Annotated in this window: 20 protein-coding genes; 2 read left to right on the top strand and 18 right to left on the bottom strand. The window is 69.1% G+C overall.

Going from position 1 to position 21,392, the window contains the following annotated elements:
• Positions 1-11: 11 nt before the first annotated feature.
• Positions 12-194 (top strand): N-(5'-phosphoribosyl)anthranilate isomerase, encoded by a 183-nt coding sequence (locus LOS8367_RS07200; protein ID WP_306456252.1) that lies wholly within the window; start codon positions 12-14, stop codon positions 192-194.
• A 46-nt stretch (positions 195-240) separates the two neighbouring features.
• Here the strand turns inward: LOS8367_RS07200 and LOS8367_RS07195 are convergent, their stop codons facing one another.
• The 12 genes from LOS8367_RS07195 to LOS8367_RS07140 form a co-directional block, all read right to left on the bottom strand.
• Positions 241-1,599, bottom strand: a complete 1,359-nt coding sequence (locus LOS8367_RS07195; protein WP_085895799.1) for a cytochrome P450 — start codon at positions 1,597-1,599, stop codon at positions 241-243.
• Positions 1,596-2,825 (bottom strand): hypothetical protein, encoded by a 1,230-nt coding sequence (locus LOS8367_RS07190; protein WP_085895798.1) that lies wholly within the window; start codon positions 2,823-2,825, stop codon positions 1,596-1,598. The genes LOS8367_RS07195 and LOS8367_RS07190 overlap by 4 nt, the downstream gene beginning before the upstream one ends.
• A 65-nt stretch (positions 2,826-2,890) precedes the next feature.
• Positions 2,891-3,646 carry a cytochrome c biogenesis CcdA family protein gene (locus tag LOS8367_RS07185; RefSeq protein WP_085895797.1) on the bottom strand — a complete coding sequence of 252 codons (756 nt, stop codon included), beginning with the start codon at positions 3,644-3,646 and terminating at the stop codon, positions 2,891-2,893.
• A 108-nt stretch (positions 3,647-3,754) separates the two neighbouring features.
• Positions 3,755-4,792 (bottom strand): ABC transporter ATP-binding protein, encoded by a 1,038-nt coding sequence (locus tag LOS8367_RS07180; RefSeq protein WP_085895796.1) that lies wholly within the window; start codon positions 4,790-4,792, stop codon positions 3,755-3,757.
• On the bottom strand, positions 4,789-5,586 hold the full coding sequence (locus LOS8367_RS07175) for an ABC transporter permease (RefSeq protein ID WP_085895795.1): 798 nt from the start codon (positions 5,584-5,586) through the stop codon (positions 4,789-4,791). The genes LOS8367_RS07180 and LOS8367_RS07175 overlap by 4 nt, the downstream gene beginning before the upstream one ends.
• A complete protein-coding gene (locus LOS8367_RS07170) occupies positions 5,583-6,416 on the bottom strand; it encodes an ABC transporter permease (RefSeq protein ID WP_085895794.1) in 834 nt (277 codons plus the stop codon). The genes LOS8367_RS07175 and LOS8367_RS07170 overlap by 4 nt, the downstream gene beginning before the upstream one ends.
• A gap of 1 nt (position 6,417) precedes the next feature.
• The gene (locus LOS8367_RS07165; RefSeq protein WP_242665526.1) at positions 6,418-7,623 is read right to left on the bottom strand and encodes an ABC transporter substrate-binding protein; all 1,206 of its coding nucleotides are present in this window, start codon (positions 7,621-7,623) and stop codon (positions 6,418-6,420) included.
• 134 nt (positions 7,624-7,757) lie between these two features.
• A complete protein-coding gene (locus LOS8367_RS07160) occupies positions 7,758-8,939 on the bottom strand; it encodes a c-type cytochrome (RefSeq protein WP_085895792.1) in 1,182 nt (393 codons plus the stop codon).
• Positions 8,936-9,499: a cytochrome c oxidase assembly protein gene (locus tag LOS8367_RS07155; RefSeq protein ID WP_085895791.1), complete on the bottom strand. Its 564-nt coding sequence runs from the start codon at positions 9,497-9,499 to the stop codon at positions 8,936-8,938. The genes LOS8367_RS07160 and LOS8367_RS07155 overlap by 4 nt, the downstream gene beginning before the upstream one ends.
• Before the next feature lie 26 nt (positions 9,500-9,525).
• On the bottom strand, positions 9,526-9,948 hold the full coding sequence (locus tag LOS8367_RS07150) for a hypothetical protein (RefSeq protein ID WP_085895790.1): 423 nt from the start codon (positions 9,946-9,948) through the stop codon (positions 9,526-9,528).
• A gap of 11 nt (positions 9,949-9,959) precedes the next feature.
• Positions 9,960-12,530, bottom strand: coding sequence for a cytochrome c oxidase subunit I (gene ctaD, locus LOS8367_RS07145; protein ID WP_085895789.1), 2,571 nt, complete (start codon positions 12,528-12,530; stop codon positions 9,960-9,962).
• Positions 12,527-13,537: a cytochrome c oxidase subunit II gene (locus LOS8367_RS07140; protein WP_085895788.1), complete on the bottom strand. Its 1,011-nt coding sequence runs from the start codon at positions 13,535-13,537 to the stop codon at positions 12,527-12,529. The genes ctaD and LOS8367_RS07140 overlap by 4 nt, the downstream gene beginning before the upstream one ends.
• A gap of 211 nt (positions 13,538-13,748) precedes the next feature.
• Between LOS8367_RS07140 and LOS8367_RS07135 the strand changes: the two genes are divergently transcribed.
• A complete protein-coding gene (locus tag LOS8367_RS07135) occupies positions 13,749-14,369 on the top strand; it encodes a DUF8692 domain-containing protein (protein WP_085895787.1) in 621 nt (206 codons plus the stop codon).
• A 3-nt stretch (positions 14,370-14,372) separates the two neighbouring features.
• Here the strand turns inward: LOS8367_RS07135 and queE are convergent, their stop codons facing one another.
• From queE to LOS8367_RS18790, 6 genes are all read right to left on the bottom strand, one after another.
• Positions 14,373-15,092, bottom strand: coding sequence for a 7-carboxy-7-deazaguanine synthase QueE (gene queE, locus LOS8367_RS07130; protein ID WP_085895786.1), 720 nt, complete (start codon positions 15,090-15,092; stop codon positions 14,373-14,375).
• Complete coding sequence (locus tag LOS8367_RS07125) at positions 15,089-15,466, bottom strand: 6-pyruvoyl trahydropterin synthase family protein (RefSeq protein WP_085895785.1); 378 nt, start codon at positions 15,464-15,466, stop codon at positions 15,089-15,091. Before LOS8367_RS07125 ends, queE begins: the two co-directional genes overlap by 4 nt.
• Positions 15,466-16,164, bottom strand: a complete 699-nt coding sequence (queC, locus tag LOS8367_RS07120; protein ID WP_085895784.1) for a 7-cyano-7-deazaguanine synthase QueC — start codon at positions 16,162-16,164, stop codon at positions 15,466-15,468. Before queC ends, LOS8367_RS07125 begins: the two co-directional genes overlap by 1 nt.
• 94 nt (positions 16,165-16,258) lie before the next feature.
• Positions 16,259-18,313, bottom strand: coding sequence for an NAD(+) synthase (locus LOS8367_RS07115; RefSeq protein ID WP_085895783.1), 2,055 nt, complete (start codon positions 18,311-18,313; stop codon positions 16,259-16,261).
• An 83-nt stretch (positions 18,314-18,396) separates the two neighbouring features.
• Positions 18,397-18,987, bottom strand: a complete 591-nt coding sequence (locus LOS8367_RS07110) for an exopolysaccharide biosynthesis protein (RefSeq protein WP_085895782.1) — start codon at positions 18,985-18,987, stop codon at positions 18,397-18,399.
• Positions 18,988-19,058: 71 nt separating this feature from the next.
• Positions 19,059-20,987, bottom strand: a complete 1,929-nt coding sequence (locus LOS8367_RS18790) for a hypothetical protein (protein WP_085895781.1) — start codon at positions 20,985-20,987, stop codon at positions 19,059-19,061.
• Between the last annotated feature and the right edge of the window lie 405 nt (positions 20,988-21,392).

Raw genomic sequence — 21,392 nt, 5'->3', positions numbered from 1 at the left:
GGCTCACCCACATGTTCAGCGCCAGAAGCGCCGTGCAAGGTGGCGTATTGCGTCGCAAGATCCGGGACGTGGAGCGCTATGTCGGGCGCGAAGCGTTCCCTTCGGAGATGCGCCGGCGCGGCTTTTCGGTGGTCGAGAATTCGGGCCAATTCGTGATCTTCTGCAATCGCGACCCGATCCGGCGGGTCTTGTGATCCGAATTCTTTGCAGAATTCGGTCCGGAACCTGCAAAGGTTCCGGCTAGCCGCGTTCCGTCACCCGCAACCGGATACCACCCCTGGAGCGCACCGTCAGATGCGCCACCGGCACGGGCGCATCGCCCTCGACCGCCTCGAAGCGGTAGCGCGACAGCAGCGCCGCCAACAGCACGGCCGCTTCGGCCATCGCGAAGCCCGCACCGGGGCAGACCCGCGGCCCCGCACTGAAAGGCATGTAGGCACAGCGCATGCTTTCCTTCGTCTCGGCCCGGCCCCAGCGATCCGGATCGAAATGATTCGGGTTTTCCCAGAACCGCTCGTGCCGATGCAGGTGCCAAGGCGACAGCACCACCTGCGTGCCTCGCCGCAGTGATCGGTCCCGGAAGCGCTCGGGCCTGAGAGTCTCGCGCACCATCATCGGCACCGGCGGGTAAAGGCGCAGCGCTTCTCGCGTGCAGTCTCGTATGAGCTGCAATCCGGAAAGCCCGGAGAACGCACCGGAAAAACCTCGTGCCTCGGCGGCAGCGCGGTCTTGAATCCGGGGATGCGTGGCGAGCAGGTAGAGCGTCCAGGCCAGGCTGGCCGCGCTGGTTTCGTGCCCCGCCAGGAAGAAGATCGCCACCTGGTCGACCATCTCTTCGCGCGAGAAACGCGCGCCGGTTTCAGGATCCGGCGTGGTCATGATCTTGGTCGCGAGATCGCGCGGTGCCGTGCCTGCCGTGATTTCCGCCGCCCTCATCTCGACCAGCCCGGCGATCAGCGCCCTGATGCGCTGCGCGGTGGCCCGGGTTTCGCGCGAATGCAGCCGCGGCATCCAGGCAGGCCCCTTCACGAAAGCGGCCAGATTCAGCAAGGGCTGGCTGCGCTGATGCGCGTGGAAGGACTGGTAGGTGGCCCGGGCCGTCTCGTGCTCGATCGGCAGCGAGAACAGCGTGCGAAAGATCACGTCTGCGGCGGCATGGCTTGCCTGTTCCTCGATCTCGACCGCACGCCCGTCGGCCAAAGGTGCCATCCGCGCCACTGCTGCCGTACCTGCCGCCTGCATGGCGCCAAAGCTCTCCTTCAGCCGACCGCCCTCGAAGGCCGGATCGATAATCCGCCGCTGTCGTTCCCATGTCGCGCCATTGGTGAGAAACACCGAAGCGCCGAGCAACGGTCGCAGACCCGCGCCGATCCGTTCTGATTTCGGGAAATCGCGCGGCCGCTCCTTCAGCACCAGCCGCAGCAGCGCCGGATCGTTGATCAGAACCGACCGGAAGAACGGGGTGCGAAACTCCGCCATCCAGGCGCGGTAGAGCCGGGCCGGCTGGGCCGAGAGGATATCGGCACGAAACAGCTTCAGGTGCCGCCAGAGCGACACGCGCGGCGCGCGGGGCACGGGCTTGGGCGGCAGCGGGTTCATGCGGCGGTGGTCACATGGGGCGAGAGCGGCCTACGGATCGCCTGGCGCGACGGCGCACGCTCTGCGAAGCGCGCCGCCAGCGTCAGCGGTCCGGCGGTGACACGGAAATAGTCGTAATCGCCGGGACGATCGAAGGCGCAGAGATACTGGAAATGCAGCCGGAAGAAGCGCCAGCGCAACTCGCGCCAGAGGGCCGGGCTCAGCGTCCGGGTGAAGGCCGCAGAGACCACCAGTGGCCAGCGTTGCCCCTCGGGGGCCACCCCCGACACCGCCACCGGGTCGCACAGCGCGAAGGCGCAGCCGTCGCCCGGGGCGGTCACGTCGAGCCATGTCAGCTCATCGCGGGTCGAGAGATAGGCGAGATCGGCGCGCAGGCGGCGCGCCTCTGGCAGGAAGGACATCATCGGCACCACCTGCCCCAGCGACAAGAACCCCAGTGCCGGGCCGCCTGCGGGCACCCGGCCCGCGCGGATCAGGTCCGACAGCACCGAGACGGCGAGATGCGCGCCCGAGGAATGCCCAACCACGAGAACTTCGTCGACATCCTCGCGCAGCGCCGCCGCGATCCGATCGGCGAACTGCGCCAGACGCCTCTCGAGCGCTTCCGGATTGGCGCCGCGCCAGCGGGCGGCGAAGGCGTAATCATGCATCAGGTAATAGGCGAAGAACCGGCGGTCGTTCCGACGAAACCAGTGCAGCGCGCCCCAGGCCGTCAGGACCAGCACGGGCCAGAAGACGAGCGCCGACGGCGTCCCCGAGGCGGTCACGAGCCGCTCCGCGAGACGGCCGATCACCGTCCCGAGCCCGAGCGCGAGGCCAAGCTGCAAAAGCAGCATGACCACCGGATAGAGCGCGGCGATCACAGGCCCCTTGCGGAGCCGCATCAGGCGCGGCAGCGCGCCGCTCGCTATGTAGGTCCATGCGGTCCGGAGAAGCTGCGCATAGGTCGCGGCAACGCCGCCTTGCATCTGCTCGCGCACGATGTCCGACCAGACCAGCACTTCGAACTCGGCGCGCTGCTCGGAGCCCTCGATCCGGGCCTCGACATTCCAGCCGAAGCGGCGACCGGTCGCCGGCGACAGGGTCAGGTCGAAGCCCGAGACAGCCGCCTGCGCGGCGGCTTCGCGGCGATAGAGTTCGCGGTAGCGGCGCGGGTGGATCGGGTCGAAGCCGGGGATGTAGAAAACCCGCCGCCTGCGCACCCGTCCCGGTCTCGATCCGTCCATGGCCCCTCCCGTCATGGTGCCAGACTAGACGAGGAAACCGGCGGCCATAAGGCCGAAACCGGGCCTCAGCCGAGCGCCGCAAGCGCCGGAAAGGTCTCGAGCAGCCAGAAGCTGAAATCGGAGAACTGGCCGGTGAGCATCATCAGGCCGACGGTCCATAGCAGCAGCCCCGAGGTCCGCTCGATCCGCCCCATGTGCCGCTTCATCCACGACATCGCGCCGGTCAGCTTGGGAAAGAATGCCGCAACCAGAAGGAACGGGATGCCCAGCCCGGCGGCATAGACCGCGAGCAGCGCCGCGCCGCGCGTCACCTCGGCCTCGGTCGCGGCCAGCCCGAGGATGGTGCCGAGGATCGGGCCGAGGCAGGGCGTCCAGCCAAAGGCGAAGGCGAGCCCAAGCACATAGGCGCCGAAGGCCGAGCCGCCCCTGTCGCCGCCCGAGATCCGCGCCTCGCGGTCGAGGAAGGGAATGCGGATCACGCCGGTGAAATGCGCGCCGAAGACCATGATGGTGATGCCGGCAATGATGTTGAACCAGTCCTGGAACTGCAGGAACATGCGTCCCAGCGCCGAGAATGCGACCCCCAGCAGCAGGAAGACCGTCGACAGCCCCAGCACGAAGAACAGCGCCGCCGTCATCACCCGGCGCCGCTCGCGCGCGGGAGCGGCGAGATCGGTCACCGACACCCCGCCCATATAGGCCAGATAGGGCGGAACGATCGGCAGCACGCAGGGGCTGAGGAAGGACAGGAGCCCCGCCGTCAGCGCGATCATCATCGCGGGGAGAAGCGTCGCGTCGAGGATCATCTCGGCTGAGAACATGGAAAAAAACTCCTTTGGTCCGGCGAGGCTATCAGCCGCCGCCCGGGGCGTCACCAGCCCGGCTCTCACTTGGTCGTGCGGCAATGTGTCTGTCCCGCGCGGGAAGGCTCAGACGCCGGGCAGCACCCACAGCGCCTCGCGCGGGAGCCGCCAGCGGATGTCCTGCCCCGGCGTGGCGCCGCGCGCGGCGCCCGCCCGCATCAGCGCCTCGAGCCTGAGCCCCGCGACCTCGGCGGTAATCCGGGTGAGCAGCCCCTCGAAGCGGGTTTCGATCACCCGCAGGGTCACCGCGTTCTCGCCCTCGCCGGTCTCGATTGCCTCGGGGCGCAGCGTCAGGCAGCCCGCCCCCGCGGGCGCGGCATGGGGCAGCGCCAGCTGCCCCAGCGCGCAATCGAACGCGCCGCCCGAGGAACGGCCGGGGATGAAGTTGCAGCCGCCAAAGAACCGCGCCACCTCGAGATCGGCGGGCCGGTTCCACAGCGTCGCCCCCGCACCGATCTGGTGGATGCGGCCACCCAGCATCAAGGCGACCCGGTCGCCCAGCACCGCCGCCTCCTCCTGATCATGGGTGACGACCAGCGTGGTGATTCCGGTCTCGCGCTGCAGCCGCCGGATCAGCGCCCGCATCTCGGTGCGCAGATGCGCGTCGAGCGACGACAGCGGCTCGTCGAGCAGCAGCAGGCCGGGCTTGAGGACCAGCGCGCGGGCCAGCGCCACCCGCTGCCGCTGCCCGCCCGACAGCTCGTGCGGGCGGCGATGGCCGAGATCGCCGAGCTGGACCTGTTCCAGCCCCTCGGCCACGCGCCGAGCGATCTCTCGCTTCGGGCGTCGCTGCATCCTGAGGCCGAAGCCGACATTGGCGGCCACGTCCATATGCGCGAAGAGCTGCCCCGACTGGAACACCAGCACCGCCTCGCGCCGCTCGGGCGGCAGATGCCCGACCGAGACCCCGTCGAAGCGGACCTCGCCCGCATCCGGCGCGATCAGACCGGCGACGACGCGCAGCGCCGTGGTCTTGCCGCAGCCCGAGGGGCCGAGCAGGGCCAGCATCTCGCCGTTCCCCACCTCGAGCGAGAGCGCGTCGAGCGCCGGGCGCTCCGCGCCCGGATGGCGCAGATGCAGGTCGTTGAGCGTCAGTCGCGTCACCGCGTCCCTCCGATGGCCATGCCGCGCCCCGTCAGCTGCCGCGCCACGAGGGCAAGGATCACGAGGCCCGGGCCGAGGCTCAGCATCGCCAGCACCCCGGCCTGATCGTTGCGCCCCGCGCCCGCCTGCGCATAGAGCAGCAAGGGCAGCGTCACCACCCGGCCGCCGCCGATGGTCAGCGTCAGGATGTATTGCGACCACGACACGAGGAAGGCGAAGAGCCCGGCCACGACGATACCGGGCGCGATGGCGGGCAGCATCACGTGCCACAGCACCTGCAACGGCCGCGCGCCCAAGCTGCGCGCCTGCGCCTCGGCCTCGGCGTCGTAATTGGCGAAAACGCCCGACATCACGAAGATCACGTAGGGCAGCGTCGGCACCAGATGCACCAGCACGACGCCCGGCACCGAGTTGGTCAGCCCGAGCCTCAGGAACACGCCGTGGATACCCAGACCCACCGCGATGCCCGGCACGATCACCGGAGCCAGCAGCGCCAACTCGACCAGCGCCTTGCCGCGAAACCGGTAGAGCCCGAGCGCCCGGCCCGCCGGAATGCCGAGCGCCAGCGCCAGCGCTGCGGCGGCAAGGGCGATCAGCGTCGTGGTGGCAAGCGCGCTGGGGATCTCCGAGCGCGGCGCGAAGGCCTGCATCCAGGGCTCGATGGTCCAGTTGGCGGGCAGGATCTGCGGAAAGAACCAGCCGCGCGCCACCGACCACAGCGCCAGCGGCAAGAGCGGCGCGATGAGTGCCGCGATCAGCACCAGCCCCAGCAGGATGCGCAGCCGCGGGCTCATCGGTTCCGCCCCGCGAAGGCGGCGCGGATCAGCACCGCCGAGACCAGTGCGATCAGCATCGCCAACGCCATCGCCTCGGGTCTTGCCGCAAGATCGGGGTCGGTGAAGCGCTGCCAGGCCAGCACCGGCAACGCCGTGGGCGCGCTCTGCCCCAGAAGCACGGGCACCTCCCAAGCGCCGAAGGAGAAGGCGAAGACGATGGCGCCGGCGCGGATCAGCGCCGGCATCAGCAGCGGCAGCAGCACCAGCCGCATCGCCGCGAAGGGCGAAGCCCCGAGCGAGCGCGCGGCGCTTTCGGGGTCGTCGCCCAAGCTTTGCATGTTCGCGAGGAGGATCAGCCCGATGAAGGGCACCTCCTTCCAGACGTAATGGGCGATGATGCCGATGGCGAAGCGGTCCTGCGTCAGCGCGGGAAAGCCTGCGGGACCGTCGATCAGCCCGGCGCCCGCCGAGAGCCGCGCGACGAAGCCCGATTGCGACAGGAGCCACAGGATGCCCAGCGCACCCACCGCGTGCGGGATGGTGAGGTTGATCTGGAATAGCAGCCGCGCCAGCCCCTGCCCCGGAAACCGGCGCCGCAGCAGCAGCGCCGCGCCGAGGCCGATCAGGCAGGAAAGCGCGGTCGAGGCGAAGGCGATCCAGAGCGACAGGCCGAGCGAACGCCAGACCCGGCCCTCGGACAGCACCGCGATCCATGCGTCACCGCTGGCGCCGCCGCGACCCATGCCGAAGGAGCCCGCGAGCCCCAGCGCGAGGCCGCCTCCGAACAGCACCGCGATCACGCCGAGCGCGGGCGCGAGCGACAGCCATGGATGCCCGCGCCCGATCATCTCAATTGCCGACGTTGCGAATCCAGCCATCCTCGATCGCCGAGGTCCAGTCGGCCTGAAGCTCCGGCAACGCTGCCTGCCCCAGCTCCTCGATCGAGACCACCGAGGGGTGCCGCTCAAGCGCCTCGAAGCCCGCCTGCACCTCGTCCGGGGCGCGGTCGGGCTCGATCACCGTGGCCGCGCCCCAGACCTCCGGCTGCGCCTTTTCGAGCTGCGCCTCGGCCGAGAGCAACAGGTTCTGGGTCACCATGGCGGCCGCCTTGTTCGCGGCGTTGACCGGGATCACCATGTAGTTGGTGTTGGCCAGCGTGCCGTCGCTCAACCCGTAGGAGCGCGCTGTCTCGGGGAAGATCCCGTTGACCACCGCCGTGCCGACCTCGGCCGGGTCGTAGGTGAAGAACAGGTCCACCTCCTGGTTGGCGAACATCTGTTGCAGCTGCGTGATCGAGGTCGGGTAGGTCACGCCCTCGCGCCACAGATGCGGCTCGATCCCGTTCAGGATCTCCCAGGTTTCCTCGGCCACCGCGTCGAACTTCGCTTGATCGAACGGCCCGAGCAGCGCATCCGGCCCGCCCGCGACATGGGTGAAGACGTGGCGCACGAAGGCGGCGCCGGTGAAATCGGGCGGCGCGGGATAGGTGAACCGGCCCGGATTGGCCTCAACCCATGCCAGAAGCTCGGAGATCGAGCGCGGCGGCTCGGATGTGCGGGCAGTGTCATGTGCAAAGGCGAACTGCACCCGGCTCCACGGCACCTCGCAGCCCTCGACCGGCGTGCCGAAATCATTGGCGATGGCGGGGTTGTCGAAATTCACCAGCTCCGCGTTGGGCAGCTTGTCGACATAGCCGCACCAGGCGAGGTCGCCCTGCTTCATCGTGCGGAAATTCTCGCCGTTGATCCAGATCATGTCGACCGCGCCCGTCGTCGCGCCCGCCTCGACCTCGCCCAGCACGATGTTCACCGCCTCGGCGGTGTCGGTGAGCGGCACGCGGTTGAGCGTGATGTCGTACTCCTCTTCGAGACGGCCACCGATATAGTCGGAGACATAGGCGTTGATGTTGTCGGCCCCGCCCCACATGAAGACGTTGACCTCACCGCCGCGCGCCGTCTCGACGATCTCCTCCCAGCTCATTTCGAGCAGCGCATCGCCCTCCTGCGCCCGGGCCGCGCCGCCCGCGAGGATCAGCGCCCCAATGATCCCTGTCATCATCCGCTTCATGGTGCTCCTCCCGTCGATGGCGCCGGATCGCATCGCCCGGCTTCGATCACAGGGTAGTGCCTGCGCGGCGATATCGGCGCAACACACCAAAATGTCAGGCGCTTGCAACATGAAAGTGGCGGTCAGTGATCGGCGGGCCGGCGCAGCGGGTTCGGCCCCGGCCCGTCATGATCGCCCGGCGCGGACGCGTCGTCCGGTGCCTCGACCGTGCCGCCGCGCCCTGGCTCGAGCGAGGCATACCAAGCGGCCAGCGCCTCGATATCCGCCTCTTCCAGATCCTGCGCCGCGACCCGCATCAGGTTGTAGGCCTCGGTGCCGCCGCGCACCCCGTCGCGCCACAGCCGGAGCTGGGTGACCAGATAGGCCTCGTCCTGCCCGGCGAGCGGCGGGAAATCCCCCTGCAGCGCCTCGCCGCCCAGCCCTTCGAGGTCGCGCGGCCCCGGCCCGTGGCAGGCGGTGCAGGTGGGCACGTCGTCGGAGCCCGCCCGTGCCAGCCGCTCGCCCAGCGCCAGCGTTTCGGGGTCATGCGCCGGGGCCTCGCCCGGTTCGTCCCGGGGCACCTCCGCCTCCGCGAACCATTCGGCAAGCGCGCGCAGCTGGTCGGGGGACAGTTCCGAGGCCGCGTGCCGCATAATCCCGCTTTCGCGCCGCCCCTCGCGATAGGCCAAGAGCGCGGCCTCGATGTAATCGGCCTCGAAGATGTCGAGCCGCGGCACGTGGCGCGCGACGCCGCCATGGCAGCTTGCGCACCACGCCGCACCCTCGGGGCCACCGTTCTCGGCTAGCGCGGTCAGCTCGGCCTGCCGCTCGGGCGTCACCTCGCCGCGCTGGATCGCGCGCAGGTAGGCGACCCCGGCCCAGACGTCGTCGCCGCGCTGCGAGGGCCATTGCGGCATGCCCGACATCTTCACCCCCTCGTAGAGGATCCAGTGCAGCTCTTCGGGGCTCCAGCTTCCCACCGCCTCGGTGATGTGCGGCGGCACCGGGTTCATGCCGAGGATGGTGGCGGTGCGGTCGCGCCCGGGCACGGCATGACACATGGCGCAGGCGGTCTCGAAATGCCGCGCGCCAAGCTCGATCAGCGCCGGGTCGTCGAGATCGGGGGCCGGCGTCTCGGGGTGGCCGGAATAGAGATCGACGGCGTTGCGATAGGTGGTGTGCAGCGCCCAGTAGGTCGGCGGCAGGTGGCCCGCGCGCGCCGACACGTTGTAGAGCCCGAAGGCGATGGTGGCGCCGCCCGCCGCCGCGCCCAGCCCCGCCAGCACGGCGAGCGTGACGAGAACCGTCCTGGTCCGCTGCTTCATGCCGCGGCCTCCCTTTCCTTCACGGCCCGGGCGGTGAGCGCCAGCCCCGCCACGAGATAGACCGGCGTGCCGATCCCGAGCATCAGCATGCCGCCAAGCTGCTGGCCGCCCAGATCGGGCATCAGCCCGCACCAGGCGGAATAGAGATCGCGGGGCGCGAGGATCAACAGCGCGCCCAGCAGCGTCATGTGCATCGATGTGAGCAGGAGCCCCCCGGCCCCGGCAAGCGGATGCCCGGCCCGCAGGCAGCCGGCCCAGACCAGCAGCCCCGCCAGCAGGAAGCTGGCCTGCTCGGCGGCGAAACCCGCCTCGGAGCGATAGGCCAGCGCGTGGGCGCGCGGCAGGTGCCAAGCCCAGACCACCGCGAATTCGAGCGCCGCGGCGATCAGCGGGCCCAGTGCCAGGGCCCGGCCCAGAGCGGGCCAGCCCAGCACCAGAAGCGGCGCGGCGAGCGCCACGATGGTCATGTGCCGCAGCATGTGCCCCGCGAAGGAGGACCCGAGCCACATCTCGAGCGGCGCGACCCAGACCGCGGCCAGAAGCCCGAGCCCGAGGATCATCGGCACCGGCCTGATCGCGCCGGGCCTCACCGGCAGGTTCCGAGGATGATCAGGGGCAGCGTGTCGTAGACCACGCCGATGAACGACACCAGCGCCAGCAGGAACCCTGCATGGCCGAGGAACTGGTGCCGATCCTCGGCGCTGCCCTCGGGGTTCGAGAATTCGCCGGTGTCGCGCACGTCCCAGCGCAGGAAGGCGCGCCAGCCGATCCAGGCGATCGCGGCGAGCATCGCGACGGTCATCGCGATCAGGGCGATGCGCAGTACGCCCATCGAGAACATGCGCTCGAACTTGAAGCAGTAGACCGAGACCGCCGCGTAGCTGATCAGGAAATGGAAGGCCCAGATCGTCGGCCCGAGCGTGATCCGCCACAGGCTCTCGCGCTCTTCCGCGAATTCGTGCTCGTCCTCGCGCGGATGCGAGGGCCGGTCTTGATCGCTGCGCTCCATGCGGCCCTCCCTCACATCAGCCGGGGCACGATACCCATCATCGCGCCGGTCACCAGCGCCGTCAGCCCCAGGAAGTGCCAAAACAACGTGACGTTCCACAGATCCGCGTCATAGCGCGGGGTCAGCTTGCCGAAGAGGCTGCCCGCGAGGCAATAGAGCTGCATGATGGTGCCAACGATGCCATGCGCCACCACCCAGACCATCAGCGCCCACATCATCGCCGGATAGACATGGCTGGCCGGGTCGAGATCCATGACCGACAGGATGAAGCCGCCCATCCCGGCCAGCGTCAGGAGCGGCGCCAGCGCCAGCGCCCCGCGCGCCAACCCGACCCGGCCGGCCCGGTTCAACCCGCGCGCGCCGCGCGTCAGCGCCCAGGCAGCGGCGAAGGCGGCGGTGGAGAGCGCGACGAGATAGCCGTTCGCATGCTCGGCCCCCGGCGGCGGGAAGGCGGTGTTCGAGGTCCAGTAGAAGAACACCCCGAAGACCAGCGACGCGAAGGCGGTGGCATCGCCCAGCATGGTGATCCAGACCGCCCACCAGCCCACCGCCTGCGGCCCGGCGGCGTAGGTCGGCAGGCTGAGGCCGAGGCCGACATCCTTCATGTCCTTTTCCGGCGGCCGCGCGGTCGAGGTCCAGAGCCAGTAGAGAATGCAGACCACCGCGAAAGCCGCCGAGACGATGGCCGGGCCATAGATGTGGAAGGTCGGCAGGATGAAGGCGCCGCCGGTGAAAGCCGCCGCCCAGATGGTGATATAGGCCGGGCCGGTCACCCGCTGCACCTGGATCGGCCGCGCGTCGATCACGCTGGTCACGATGGTCTCGCGCAGCCCCTCCTCGGCATCGGGCAGGTAGTAGCGCCCCTGATCCATGCGCTCGACCAGCTTGGGCTGGTCCCAGAGCGGGTAGCGCGAGGTGATGTGCGGGATCGAGCGGACGCCCCATTTTGTCTCGGGGATCTCGTGGCTCCATTCCAGCGTGCCGGCGCCCCACGGATTGCGCTCGATCTGCGGCTGGTCCTTCTTGGGGCGCACGATGTCCCAGGCGAAGACCGCGAAACCGGCGGCGACGATGAACGAGCCCACGGTCGATATCTGGTTGAGCCAGTCGATGCCCAAGCCCTCGGGGTAGGTGTAGACCCGGCGCGGCATGCCCAAGAGGCCGGTGAGGTGCATCGGCAGGAAGGTGATGTTGAAACCGGTGAAGATCAGCCAGAAGGACCAGCGGCCCAGCCGCTCGGACAGCATCTTCTTCCGGAAGAACGGGAAGAAGTAATAGACCCCCGCGATCACCGGGAACACCATGCCGCCGAACAGCGTGTAATGCAGGTGCGCCACGATGAAATAGGTGTCGTGCACCTGCCAGTCGAAGGGCGCGATCGCGACCATGACGCCGGTCAGGCCACCCGCCGTGAAGATCGCCAGAGCGCCCGCGATCCAGAGCATCGGCAGCGTCATGACCACCTTGCCGGCGATCAGCGTCGCGACGAAGGCAAAGAGCTGAATGCCGGTCGGGATCACCACCGCCTCGGAGGCCGCCGAGAAGAACCCCAGCGACATGTTGGGCAGGCCGGTGGTGAACATGTGGTGCACCCAGAGCCCGAAGCTCAGGAACCCTGTCCCCACCGCCGAGAGCACGATCCAGGAATAGCCGAGGATCGGGCGCCGTGCGACCGTGGGCACGATCATCGCGGCGATGGCGATCGAAGGCAGGAAGATGATGTAGACCTCCGGATGGCCGAAGATCCAGAACAGGTGCTGCCACAGCATCGGGTCGCCGCCGCGCGTGTGATCGAAGAAGGGCCAGTCGAACGAGCGCTCCAGCTCGAACAGGAAATCGCCCGCGATCAGCGGCGGAAAGGCGAAGAGGATCATGCCGCCCACCACCAGCACGTACCACGCGTAGAGCGGCATGACGTTGACGCGCATGCCGGGGGGGCGGCATTTCAGCGCGCCGACGATCAGCTCGACGGCCGCCGCGATCGAGGCCACCTCGATAAAGCTGAGACCCAGAAGCCAGATGTCGGAGCCGATGCCAAGCTCGATGGTGGCCAGCGGCGGATACATGAACCAGCCCGCCTTGGGGGCCGCCGAGAACAGGATCGAGCCGATCACGAAGATCCCGCCGATCAGGAAGGCCCAGTAGCCATAGGCCGAGAGCCGCGGGAACGGCATGTCGCGCGCGCCCAAGAATGCGGGCAGGATCAGGATCGAGATCGCCTCGAACATCGGCACCGCGAAGAGGAACATCATCGCCGAGCCGTGCATGGTGAAGAGCTGATTGAACATGTCGGCCGAGATCAGGTCGTTCTCCGGCACCCAGAGCTGCAACCGCATCAGCAGCGCCATGACGCCCGCGATCAGCATGAACACGAAGGCGGTCATGGTGTACCAGACGCCGACCTCGGAGTTGTTGACGGCGGTCCAGTAGCGCCAGCCCTCGGGCGTCTTCCAGGCGCGACGCAGATTCTCTTCCTGCCGCTCGCGGACCTCGCGCGGCACCGGCTCGTTCAGCATCTTCTCGGTCGGGGGATAGATGCCCCGTGGCGCGAGGTCGCCCGCGGGAATGCTTCGGTCGGTCATTCGAGGCCCTCGAGATAGGCGGCGATCGCGTCGATCTGTTCGCCCGTAAGGTGGTCATAGGCGGGCATTTCGGCGCCGGGCTTCCAGGCGCCCGGATTGGCGACCCACTTGGCGAAATCCTCGGTGCTGGTGCCGAGGCGCCCGGCGGCGAGCGAATGGCGCGAGCCAACATGGGTGAGATCCGGCCCCACCCGCCCCACGGCGGGCGTGCCGCGCACCGCGTGGCAGGCGCCGCAGCCCTGCGACAGGAACAGCGCCGCACCCCGGGCCGCCTCGGCGCTCGCGGGCGTCACTGCCGGGGCGGCCTCGGCCTCGAGCCACGCCTCGAAAGCGTCGGGTTCCATCACCTCGGCCTCGAAGGCCATCCAGGCGTGGCTTTCGCCGCAGAACTCGGCGCATTGGCCGCGATAGATGCCGGGGCGTTCGGGGCCGAGCGTCATCTCGTTCACCCGACCGGGAAACATGTCCATCTTGCCGCCCAGGGACGGCACCCAGAAGGAATGGATCACCTCCTTGCTGTCGAGCAGGAAGGTCGAGCGGACCCCCGCAGGCAGCCGGATCTCGTTGGCGGTGGTGACGGTGCTGCCATCCTCGCGCTCGTATTCGACGCGCCACCACCACTGCTCGCCGGTCACCCGGATCACCGGCCCGTCGCCGGTGGCGCGCAGGTCGGGCATGATGCTCAGCCCATAGACCAGCAGCGCGCTCAGCGTCACGGTCGGGAAAGCGATGCCACCTAGGATCACCAGCCAATTGGCAATCCGCTGCGAATGCGCCGCCGGGCTGCGCCGGGTGGCCCAGTAGAACAGCCCGTTCATCCCGAACCACAACACCACCGCGCCCGCGAGCATGACCCAGAACAGGTCGCCCAGGATGCGCGCGTCCTCGCCGCCCGGCACCAGCGCCGATTGCCGCCCCTCGCAGGCGGCGAGCAGGAGGAACGACAGAAGCGCGAGCCGCGACGGGCCGGAGAGAAAGGTGGGTCGGGCGCGGGTCTCGCGGGGCATGCAGGGTCCGGGTCAGCGGCGCTCGCGCCAAGGTCACGACAATGAGAGCGCGCCCCGCGCTCCGGTCAACGTCGCAAGTCGAAGAAATCGCACCGAGACCTGTGCATTGCGCGATGTCGCGCAATCGCTATGTGACGGCACCATGACATACGCGTATTCCAGCCCCCTCCCCGGGCGTCTCCCTGTTTCCGGCATCTTCGCAAGTGTCGCGGTGCTGCTGCTCGTCGCGGTGGCACTGGGGCTGTGGCGCGACCAACTCGATTGGCAGTTCCGCGAGAGCGGGATCGTCACCTATGGCTCGGTGCTGCTCCTGGGCCTGATCTCGTGGACGAGCTTCGCGATCGGCAAGGTTCGGCGCGACCGCGCCCGTCCGCTCCTGCGCGATCCGCGCGCCGTCTGGATTGCCATCGGCGCGGGCTTCGCCTTTCTCGCGCTCGACGATCTGGCGCAGATCCACGAGAATCTCGACAAGCTGATCCACACGCTTGCGGGGGCCAAGTCGACGGCGCTGACCGACCGGCTCGACGACCTGATCATCGCGTTCTACGGGCTGGTCGGGCTCGCGGTGCTGTGGCTATGCCGCTCGGAACTGCGCCGGTTTCGCGAGCTGCTCCCGTGGCTTGGCTTCGGCTTCGCGCTTTTAGCGCTGCAAGTCGGGCTCGACGCGATCTCGAACCGCGACGAATGGCTCGACTGGCTCGACGTGGCCGAGGCGCAAAGACCTCTTTATACCGACGTGATGACGGTGTTCGAGGAAGGCGCGAAGCTCTTTGCCGAGGCCGCCTTCCTGTCGGGCTTCGTTCTGGCGCGGCGCGTGTTGCGCGCCGCCTGAGTTTCAGACGCCGCGCTTGTTGCCCCAGATCAGCACGTGCAGCTGCGGAAGCACGCGCGCCTCGAACCAGCCATCGGCCAGCGTCCGGCTCACCAGCCAGTCCATGCGGTCGGTGATGCCGTCCATGTCGATCTCGGCGTCCTCGGCCTCGGGCGGCGGCGGCGTGTGGTTGCCGGGCTGGAGGTAGACCGGCAGCTGCGGGTAGCGCGAAGCCACGTCGCGGGCCCAGAGGTAATCCGTCTCGTCGAAAACCACGATCTTCAGGATCGCCTCGGCGTCGCCCGCTGCCGCGAGGCACTCGTCGAAGCGCGCCCAGTCCGGCGTCTCGCCCGAGGACGGCGGCTTGGGCGACAGGACCAGCGGCTCCAGCCGCGAAAACCAGTCGCGCGCCACCGAGCCTTGGGTCTCCAGCGCGAAGCGGTAGCCCAGGGCGCGCCCCCGCTCGATCAGCGGGCCGCAATCCTGGATCGCCGGGTTGCCGCCCGAGATGGTGACCGTCAGGGGTCGCCCGCCGGACAGCTCGACAATGCGGTCCCAGACCGCACCGGTTTCCATCGCCGCCCATGTGTGGCGGTATTCGCTCTCGACCGCATGCAGACTGTCGCACCACGAGCAGCGGTAGTCGCAGCCGCCCAGCCGCACGAAGACCGTGGCCTGGCCGATCAGCGCACCCTCGCCCTGGATCGTCGGCCCGAAGATTTCGGAGACGCGCAGCGTGGTCATGCCGCGCGCCGTCCAGGCTGGGGCCGGTACTCGGCCCAGGTCTTCGGCGTCTCCGACACCCGCACCGCGCTGACCTGATCCCAGCGCGCGGCGGCCCAGTCGTAGATCGCCCAGGCCAGCACCTCGGAGGTCACGCCGTCATGGCCGAACACCTCGTTGAGATGGCGGTGGTCGAGATGGTCGTCGATCCAGCGCTTGAGCGGGTCGAGCGCCCGGTAGTCGAGCACGAAGCCGTTCTCGTCGAGCTCCTCGGACTGCAGCTCCACCTCGGCGATGTAGTTGTGCCCGTGCAGCCGCGCGCAGGGATGATCGCCCGGCAGGCCGCAGAGCTGGTGGCTGGCGGAGAAGTGGAATTCCTTGGTGATCGTATACATCACTTCGCCCCCCGCGCGACGGCTTCGACCCAGAAATCCGGATCGGCATATTCGGTCGGGTCAGCGACGCCCGCGAGGTGGAACGCCTCGCGTCGCTCGACGCAGGTGCCGCAGCGGCCGCAATGCAGGTCGCCGCCCTTGTAGCAGGACCAGGTCTCGGCGAAGGGCGTGCCGTGCTTCGCACCCTCGGTCACGATGGCGCTTTTGGGCTCGTGCACGAAGGGGGTGTAGAGCCGGACATCGGCGTAGCCGTCGAGTGCTTGGCGCTGCATCGCATCGAAGGCCTCGGTGAAGGCCGGGCGGCAGTCCGGGTAGATGAAGTGATCGCCGCCATGCACGGCGGTGGCCACCGCATCCGCCTTCTGCGCCGCAGCTAAGCCGAAGGCCACGGTCAGCATGATGGCGTTGCGGTTCGGAACCACGGTCGTCTTCATGGTGTCCTCGGCATAATGCCCGTCGGGCACCTCGACATCGTCGGTGAGCGCCGAGCCCGACAGATGCGCGCCGATCGAACGCATGTCGATCAGGTGGAACGGCACGCCGAGCCGCTCGGCGGCGGCGCGGGCGAAGTCCAGCTCTTTCGAGTGGCGCTGGCCGTAGTCGAAGGAGATGAGGCCGGCCAGTTCGTTCTCGGCGGCGACCTTGTGGGCGAGCGACACGCTATCGAGCCCGCCAGAGCAGATTACATAGGTTTTCATCAGATCCGTCCTTGTTTTGACCGGGTAGGCTGCGACCGGTGCCCGGACCATTCCGGGCGACCCTCACTAGCGCATCCGGGCGGGACGGGAAAGATCAGCCTTCGGGCACGTTTTCGCGAAGCTCCTCGAGCCAGACCGCCGCGCTCGCATCCGACGGCGCGCGCCAGTCGCCGCGCGGCGACAGCGAGCCGCCAGCCGAGACCTTGGGCCCGTTCGGCATGGCCGAGCGCTTGAACTGCGCGAAGCCGAAGAAGCGGGAGACGAAAACCTCCAGCCACTTGCGGATCTCCGCGAGGTCGTAGGCGCGGCGCTTTTCCTGCGGGAAGCCGATCGGCCAGAGCCCCTTCTCGGCATCGTGCCAGGCGTGCCATGCGAGGAAGGCCACCTTCGAAGGCGGCAGCCCGTAGCGCATGGTGTGGAACAGGAAGAAGTCGTGCAGCGCGTAGGGCCCGATCCGGTCCTCGGTCGATTGCAGCTCTTCTTCTTCGGATTGCGGTACCAGCTCGGGCGATATCTCCGTATTCAGGATCGCCTGCAGCACGTCGATGGTGGCGGCCTCGTCGAACTGCCCGGACTGGATCGACCAGCGTATCAGATACTGGATCAGCGTCTTGGGCACGCCGGAATTGACGTTGTAATGGCTCATCTGGTCGCCGACGCCATAGGTGCACCAGCCCAGCGCCAGCTCGCTCAGATCCCCCGTCCCGACGACGATGCCGCCATTCTGATTGGCGAGCCGGAACAGGTAATCGGTCCGGAGCCCCGCCTGCACGTTCTCGAAGGTGATGTCATAGACCGGATCGCCGCCCGAAAAGGGGTGATCCATGTCCTTCAGCATCTGTCGCGCGGCGGGCCGGATGTCGATCTCGGCCGCCTGCACGCCCATCGCGCGCATCAGCTTCCACGCATTCGACTTGGTGGCGTCGCCGGTCGCGAAGCCTGGCATGGTGTAGCCGAGGATCGTGTCGCGCGGCAGACCCATCCGGTCACAAGCCTTGGCCGCGACGATCAGCGCGTGGGTGCTGTCGAGCCCGCCGGAAATGCCGATCACCAGCTTCGGGTTGCCGATCGATTCCATCCGGCGGCGCAGCCCTTCGACTTGGATGTTGAAGGCCTCGTAGCAGTCGAGATCGAGATGGCTCTCGCGGTTCGGCACGTAAGGGTAGCGACGGATCGGCCGAATCAGCCCGGCATCCTCGAAATGCGGCCGATGCGCGAAGCGGATGCGCCGGAAGGCCGGGGCCTGCCCCTTGCCCGCATCGTTGAAGGTGCCGGTACGGATCCGCTCGTTCAGAAGCCGCTGCGTGTCGACATCGGCCATGCACAGCTCGGGCTCCACGTCGAAGCGGCCCGACTGCGCCAACAGGTCGCCCATCTCGTAGACCGCGCCCTGCCCGTCCCAACTCAGATCGGTGGTGCTCTCGCCGGGGCCGGCGGCGGAATAGGCATAGGCCGCGAAGCTGCGCATGCCGTGGCTGCGGCATAGCACGTGGCGATCGTCGGACTTGCCGATGACGATATTGGAGGCAGAGAGGTTGGTGAGGATCAGCGCGCCCTCGGTGGCCGCTTGGCTCGACGGCGGCACGGGGGCCCAGAAATCCTCGCAGATCTCTGTGTGGAAGATCAGGCCGGGCAGATCCTCGGCCTCGAAGATCAGGTCGGTGCCGAAGGGCACCTCCTCTCCCCCGAGCCGCATCGCGCGGCCCGTGACGCCGCGCCCCTCGGCGAACCAGCGCTTTTCGTAGAACTCGCGGTAATTCGGCAGAAAGCTCTTGGGCACCACGCCGAGAATGCGCCCGCGCGAGATCACCACGGCGCAGTTGTAAAGCCGCCCCTCGTGGCGCAGCGGCGCGCCGATCAGCCACACCGGCGCGAGCTTGGCGCAGGCCTCGGTGATGCGCGTCACCGCCGCCTCGACCGCGTCGAGAAGCGCGGTCTGCATGTGCAGGTCGTCGATCGCGTAGGAGGAGACGCAAAGCTCGGGGAACACCACGAGATCGGCCTTGGCATCATGCGCGCGCCGCGCCTCGGCGATCACCGCGTCACGGTTGAACGACACGTCGGCAGGCCGCACACGCGGCGTCGCGGTGGCGACACGGACAAAGCCGTGCCGGTGCAGGGAATGAAAGGCGTCTGGCCCCTTGCGCATGTTCGTCACCTCGTCTTCTCCAGCGGTTCGGGCGCGCCGACCATGCCGCGTCGCCCGCAGATAAGCCAGCCCTCCCCCGGGCTTCAGCCGCCGCCGATCATTCCGAAGCTCACGCCGACCGCCACGATGCTCAACACGAAGCCCAGACCCATCAGCAGCCCGTCGCGCAGTGTCATGGCGAGGCCGAAGGCCGCGATCGCCGCCATCGGCGCGCTCGAAGCGAAGGGCACGAGTTCCAAGGGCGGCACGGTCAGGCACAAGAGCAGCACCGCGATGCCCGCGATACGCGACGCTTTGGGCCCGGTTAGCGCTTCAAAGCGCCCGTGAAACCACCGATCGAGCCAGCGGCCGATACCGCGCAGCTTGTTGGCCGCCTTGGCGAGCTTGTCGCCCGAGACCGAGCGGCGTTCGAGGAACCCCGGCAGCCACATCTCGTCGCGCTGCATCACGATCTGCACCGCGAAGATCGTGATGATCAACGCGAGGAGCGTCGGCACGCCGGGCACGCCGCCGATGGGAGAGATCTCGATCAGCGCCGGCACGAAGAGAAACGGACCGAAGCCGCGATCCCCCAGCGCCGAGGTCACATCACCCACTGTGGCGCGGTCGTCGTCGCGCCCCTCCTGCTCAAGCCGGTCGAGCACATCCTCGACCGCGCGCGATCTCTCGCCCATGCGCCTCTCCAAGCTCGGCTGCTTCTGAGCAGCAACCCGGAGAGCGCGAAGACGTTCCGGAACGGAACGGCTCAGCCGCGCCTGGTCTGCGCCCGGTCGTGCCCGGCCGGCGGCGTGGCGACGCGCGGCGTGCCGCGATCCTGCGGCAGCGGGTCGGCCAGCAGCCGCTCGCGCAGCACCCGCGCATGACGCCGCGCCTCGGGGCGCGAGCGACGCGCCGCTTCAAGCAGCTCGATCACCTCGCTTGGCGCGCTGCCGGGGCGGGTGCCCGGCGGCAGCATGGCAAGGATCTCGCGCAGGCGCGGCGCCAGTGAAAGGGCATCCGCGGAGGCCTCGGTCGCGCCGCTCATGCGCTGCGCCGCCTCGGCATCGCGCGACAGGGCCAGCCCGGCGAGCCCCGCCCGCCGCGCCGCGCGGATCGCCGCGCGCGCCGTTCCGGCATCGGCCGCATCCGGCAGCGGCATCCGCGCCACCACTGGGCCGCCGATCACCCGTGCCAGCGCCGCCGCCATGGCGAGCCGTGCACGCGGACCGACATCCTGCGGACCGCCCGCCCCTTCGGGCGCGCAATCGAAGGCGGCGGCGTCGCGGGGCGCGATCCCCGGGGCGCCGCGCAGGGATCCGGTACCGAAGACGTGGCGATTGGCCGTCTCGATCTGCGCCTCGGTGAAGCCGAGCTGCTCCAGCAGCCCCATTCCCTGCCCCGGCATCGCCGCGGCGTCGAGGCCGAGCCGCGAGGCGCAGAACGCCGTGCCCAGCCGCCAGGGCGTGACGGCCGCGCGCAGGTCGCGCGCCTCGGGGAGCGCCGCCTCGATCCGGGCGATCTGCTGCGCGTCGAGCCCGCGCGCGCGCAGCGCCGCATGGTCGATGCCCTGCGCGGCGGCGAGGCTGCCATACCCGGCCACGTGACGGATCAATGCTTCGACCCGGTCGGCGCTGTATCCCTGAGCGGCAAGCCCGGCGCGCAGCTCGGGCGCGGCCTTGCGGCAATGCCCCCGCTCGGTCTCCGTCTCCATGCACAGCTCGGCCAAGGGCGCGAGCGGGTCGTCCCCAAGCCCGAGGATCGCCGCCTGCGGTCCAAGCGGTGCGATCGCGATCCGGGGCGCCGCCGGTGCATCGGGGGCGGCCTGCTCATCGATCCCGGCCCAGAGCGCGCGCGCGTGTGTGAGTGCTGCACGGGCGGCGTGCGGCACCGGCTTGGCCTCGAGTCGCGCCAGACCGGCGCGCGCATGCGCATCGCCCGCCCCCGGCGCAAGCCCAAGCTCCGCCGCCACGGCCGCTCGTGCCGCCTCGGCCAGAGCCCCCATCGCGGCCGCCGCGATGCGCCCTTCGCGCGTCGCATGGCCCAGGCCAAGCCGCATGAGCGCACCGCCCAAACCCGCCAATCCGAGGTCACCCGGCACGGCCTTGCGCCCGGCAGCCACGGCGAGAGCCAGTGTCCAGAGCCGGACCGCATGAACCAGCGCCACCACCGCCACCTCGCCATCCTCGACGAAGCAGCGCAGGTCGAGCACGACGCGCGGCGCGGCGGCGCGCGGATCGGTCTCGAAATCGAAAGCAAGCGGCGCGCCGTCGCGGACCGCTTCGGCGAGGCACGTCATCTGCACGCCATCCGTCTGCGCCATTCGCACCCGCAGCGGCGAGGCCGCAGGCTCGGACACGCGTATGCGACCGTTCCAGAGTGCGGGATCGATAACGGCGATGCGGTGCATGACCATCTGGCGCATCTCGTCGGCCCAGATGTCGAGGCAGGCGGGGTCCGTCAGAAGGCCGGAAGCCTTAGCGCCAGAGGCGAGCCGCGCCGCCAGCGCGTCGACGGCATCAGCAAGGCCCGTCTCTGCCCGCGCCCCCGGCACTTGGGCAGCGAAGGCGCGCGCGGCGCGGAGCGTCCAGCCGGCAGGCACCTGCATCGCGGTGCCGTCCTCGAGCCGGATGCGGCGGGTCGGCCTCCCGGCAAGCGGGGCCTGTTCCGGCATCGTATAGCGCCGTTCGATCTGCATGCAGGTGGTCCCGTTTCGCCGCGTGAGCCGCGGGCCGCAGGCCCCCGGTTCGGCGAAACTGAGCAGCGCGGCGGGCACGGTCAACGCGGTGCCGGGGTGGCGCGAACGAATCTCGCGACACCGCCTCGGCGCCCTTGGATTCGCCCACCGCAGTTCACCGCTCTCCCACAGGGTTTTCCACAGCCCCCGCAGCTCCACGAAGAATGCCATATGCCCAACTTGCGTTGGCCTTTGAGGGTGCCTTACCCGAGGACATATGCACCGGCTTAGTACAGCCTGAAAATTATCCACAGGGGGTGAGAAACGGGCCTCGAACTTGTCCACCGCGCGGCGTGACATCGGGGCCACAGGGGTCTTTTGGGGTCGTTTTGAGCCAGAGCTCTCATCGATGGAGCGATACGGGCC

The sequence above is a fragment of the Limimaricola soesokkakensis genome (genome assembly GCF_900172345.1).
In the GTDB taxonomy this organism is placed as follows: Bacteria; Pseudomonadota; Alphaproteobacteria; order Rhodobacterales; family Rhodobacteraceae; genus Limimaricola; species Limimaricola soesokkakensis.
This window is presented reverse-complemented; position numbering and strand designations above follow the sequence as displayed.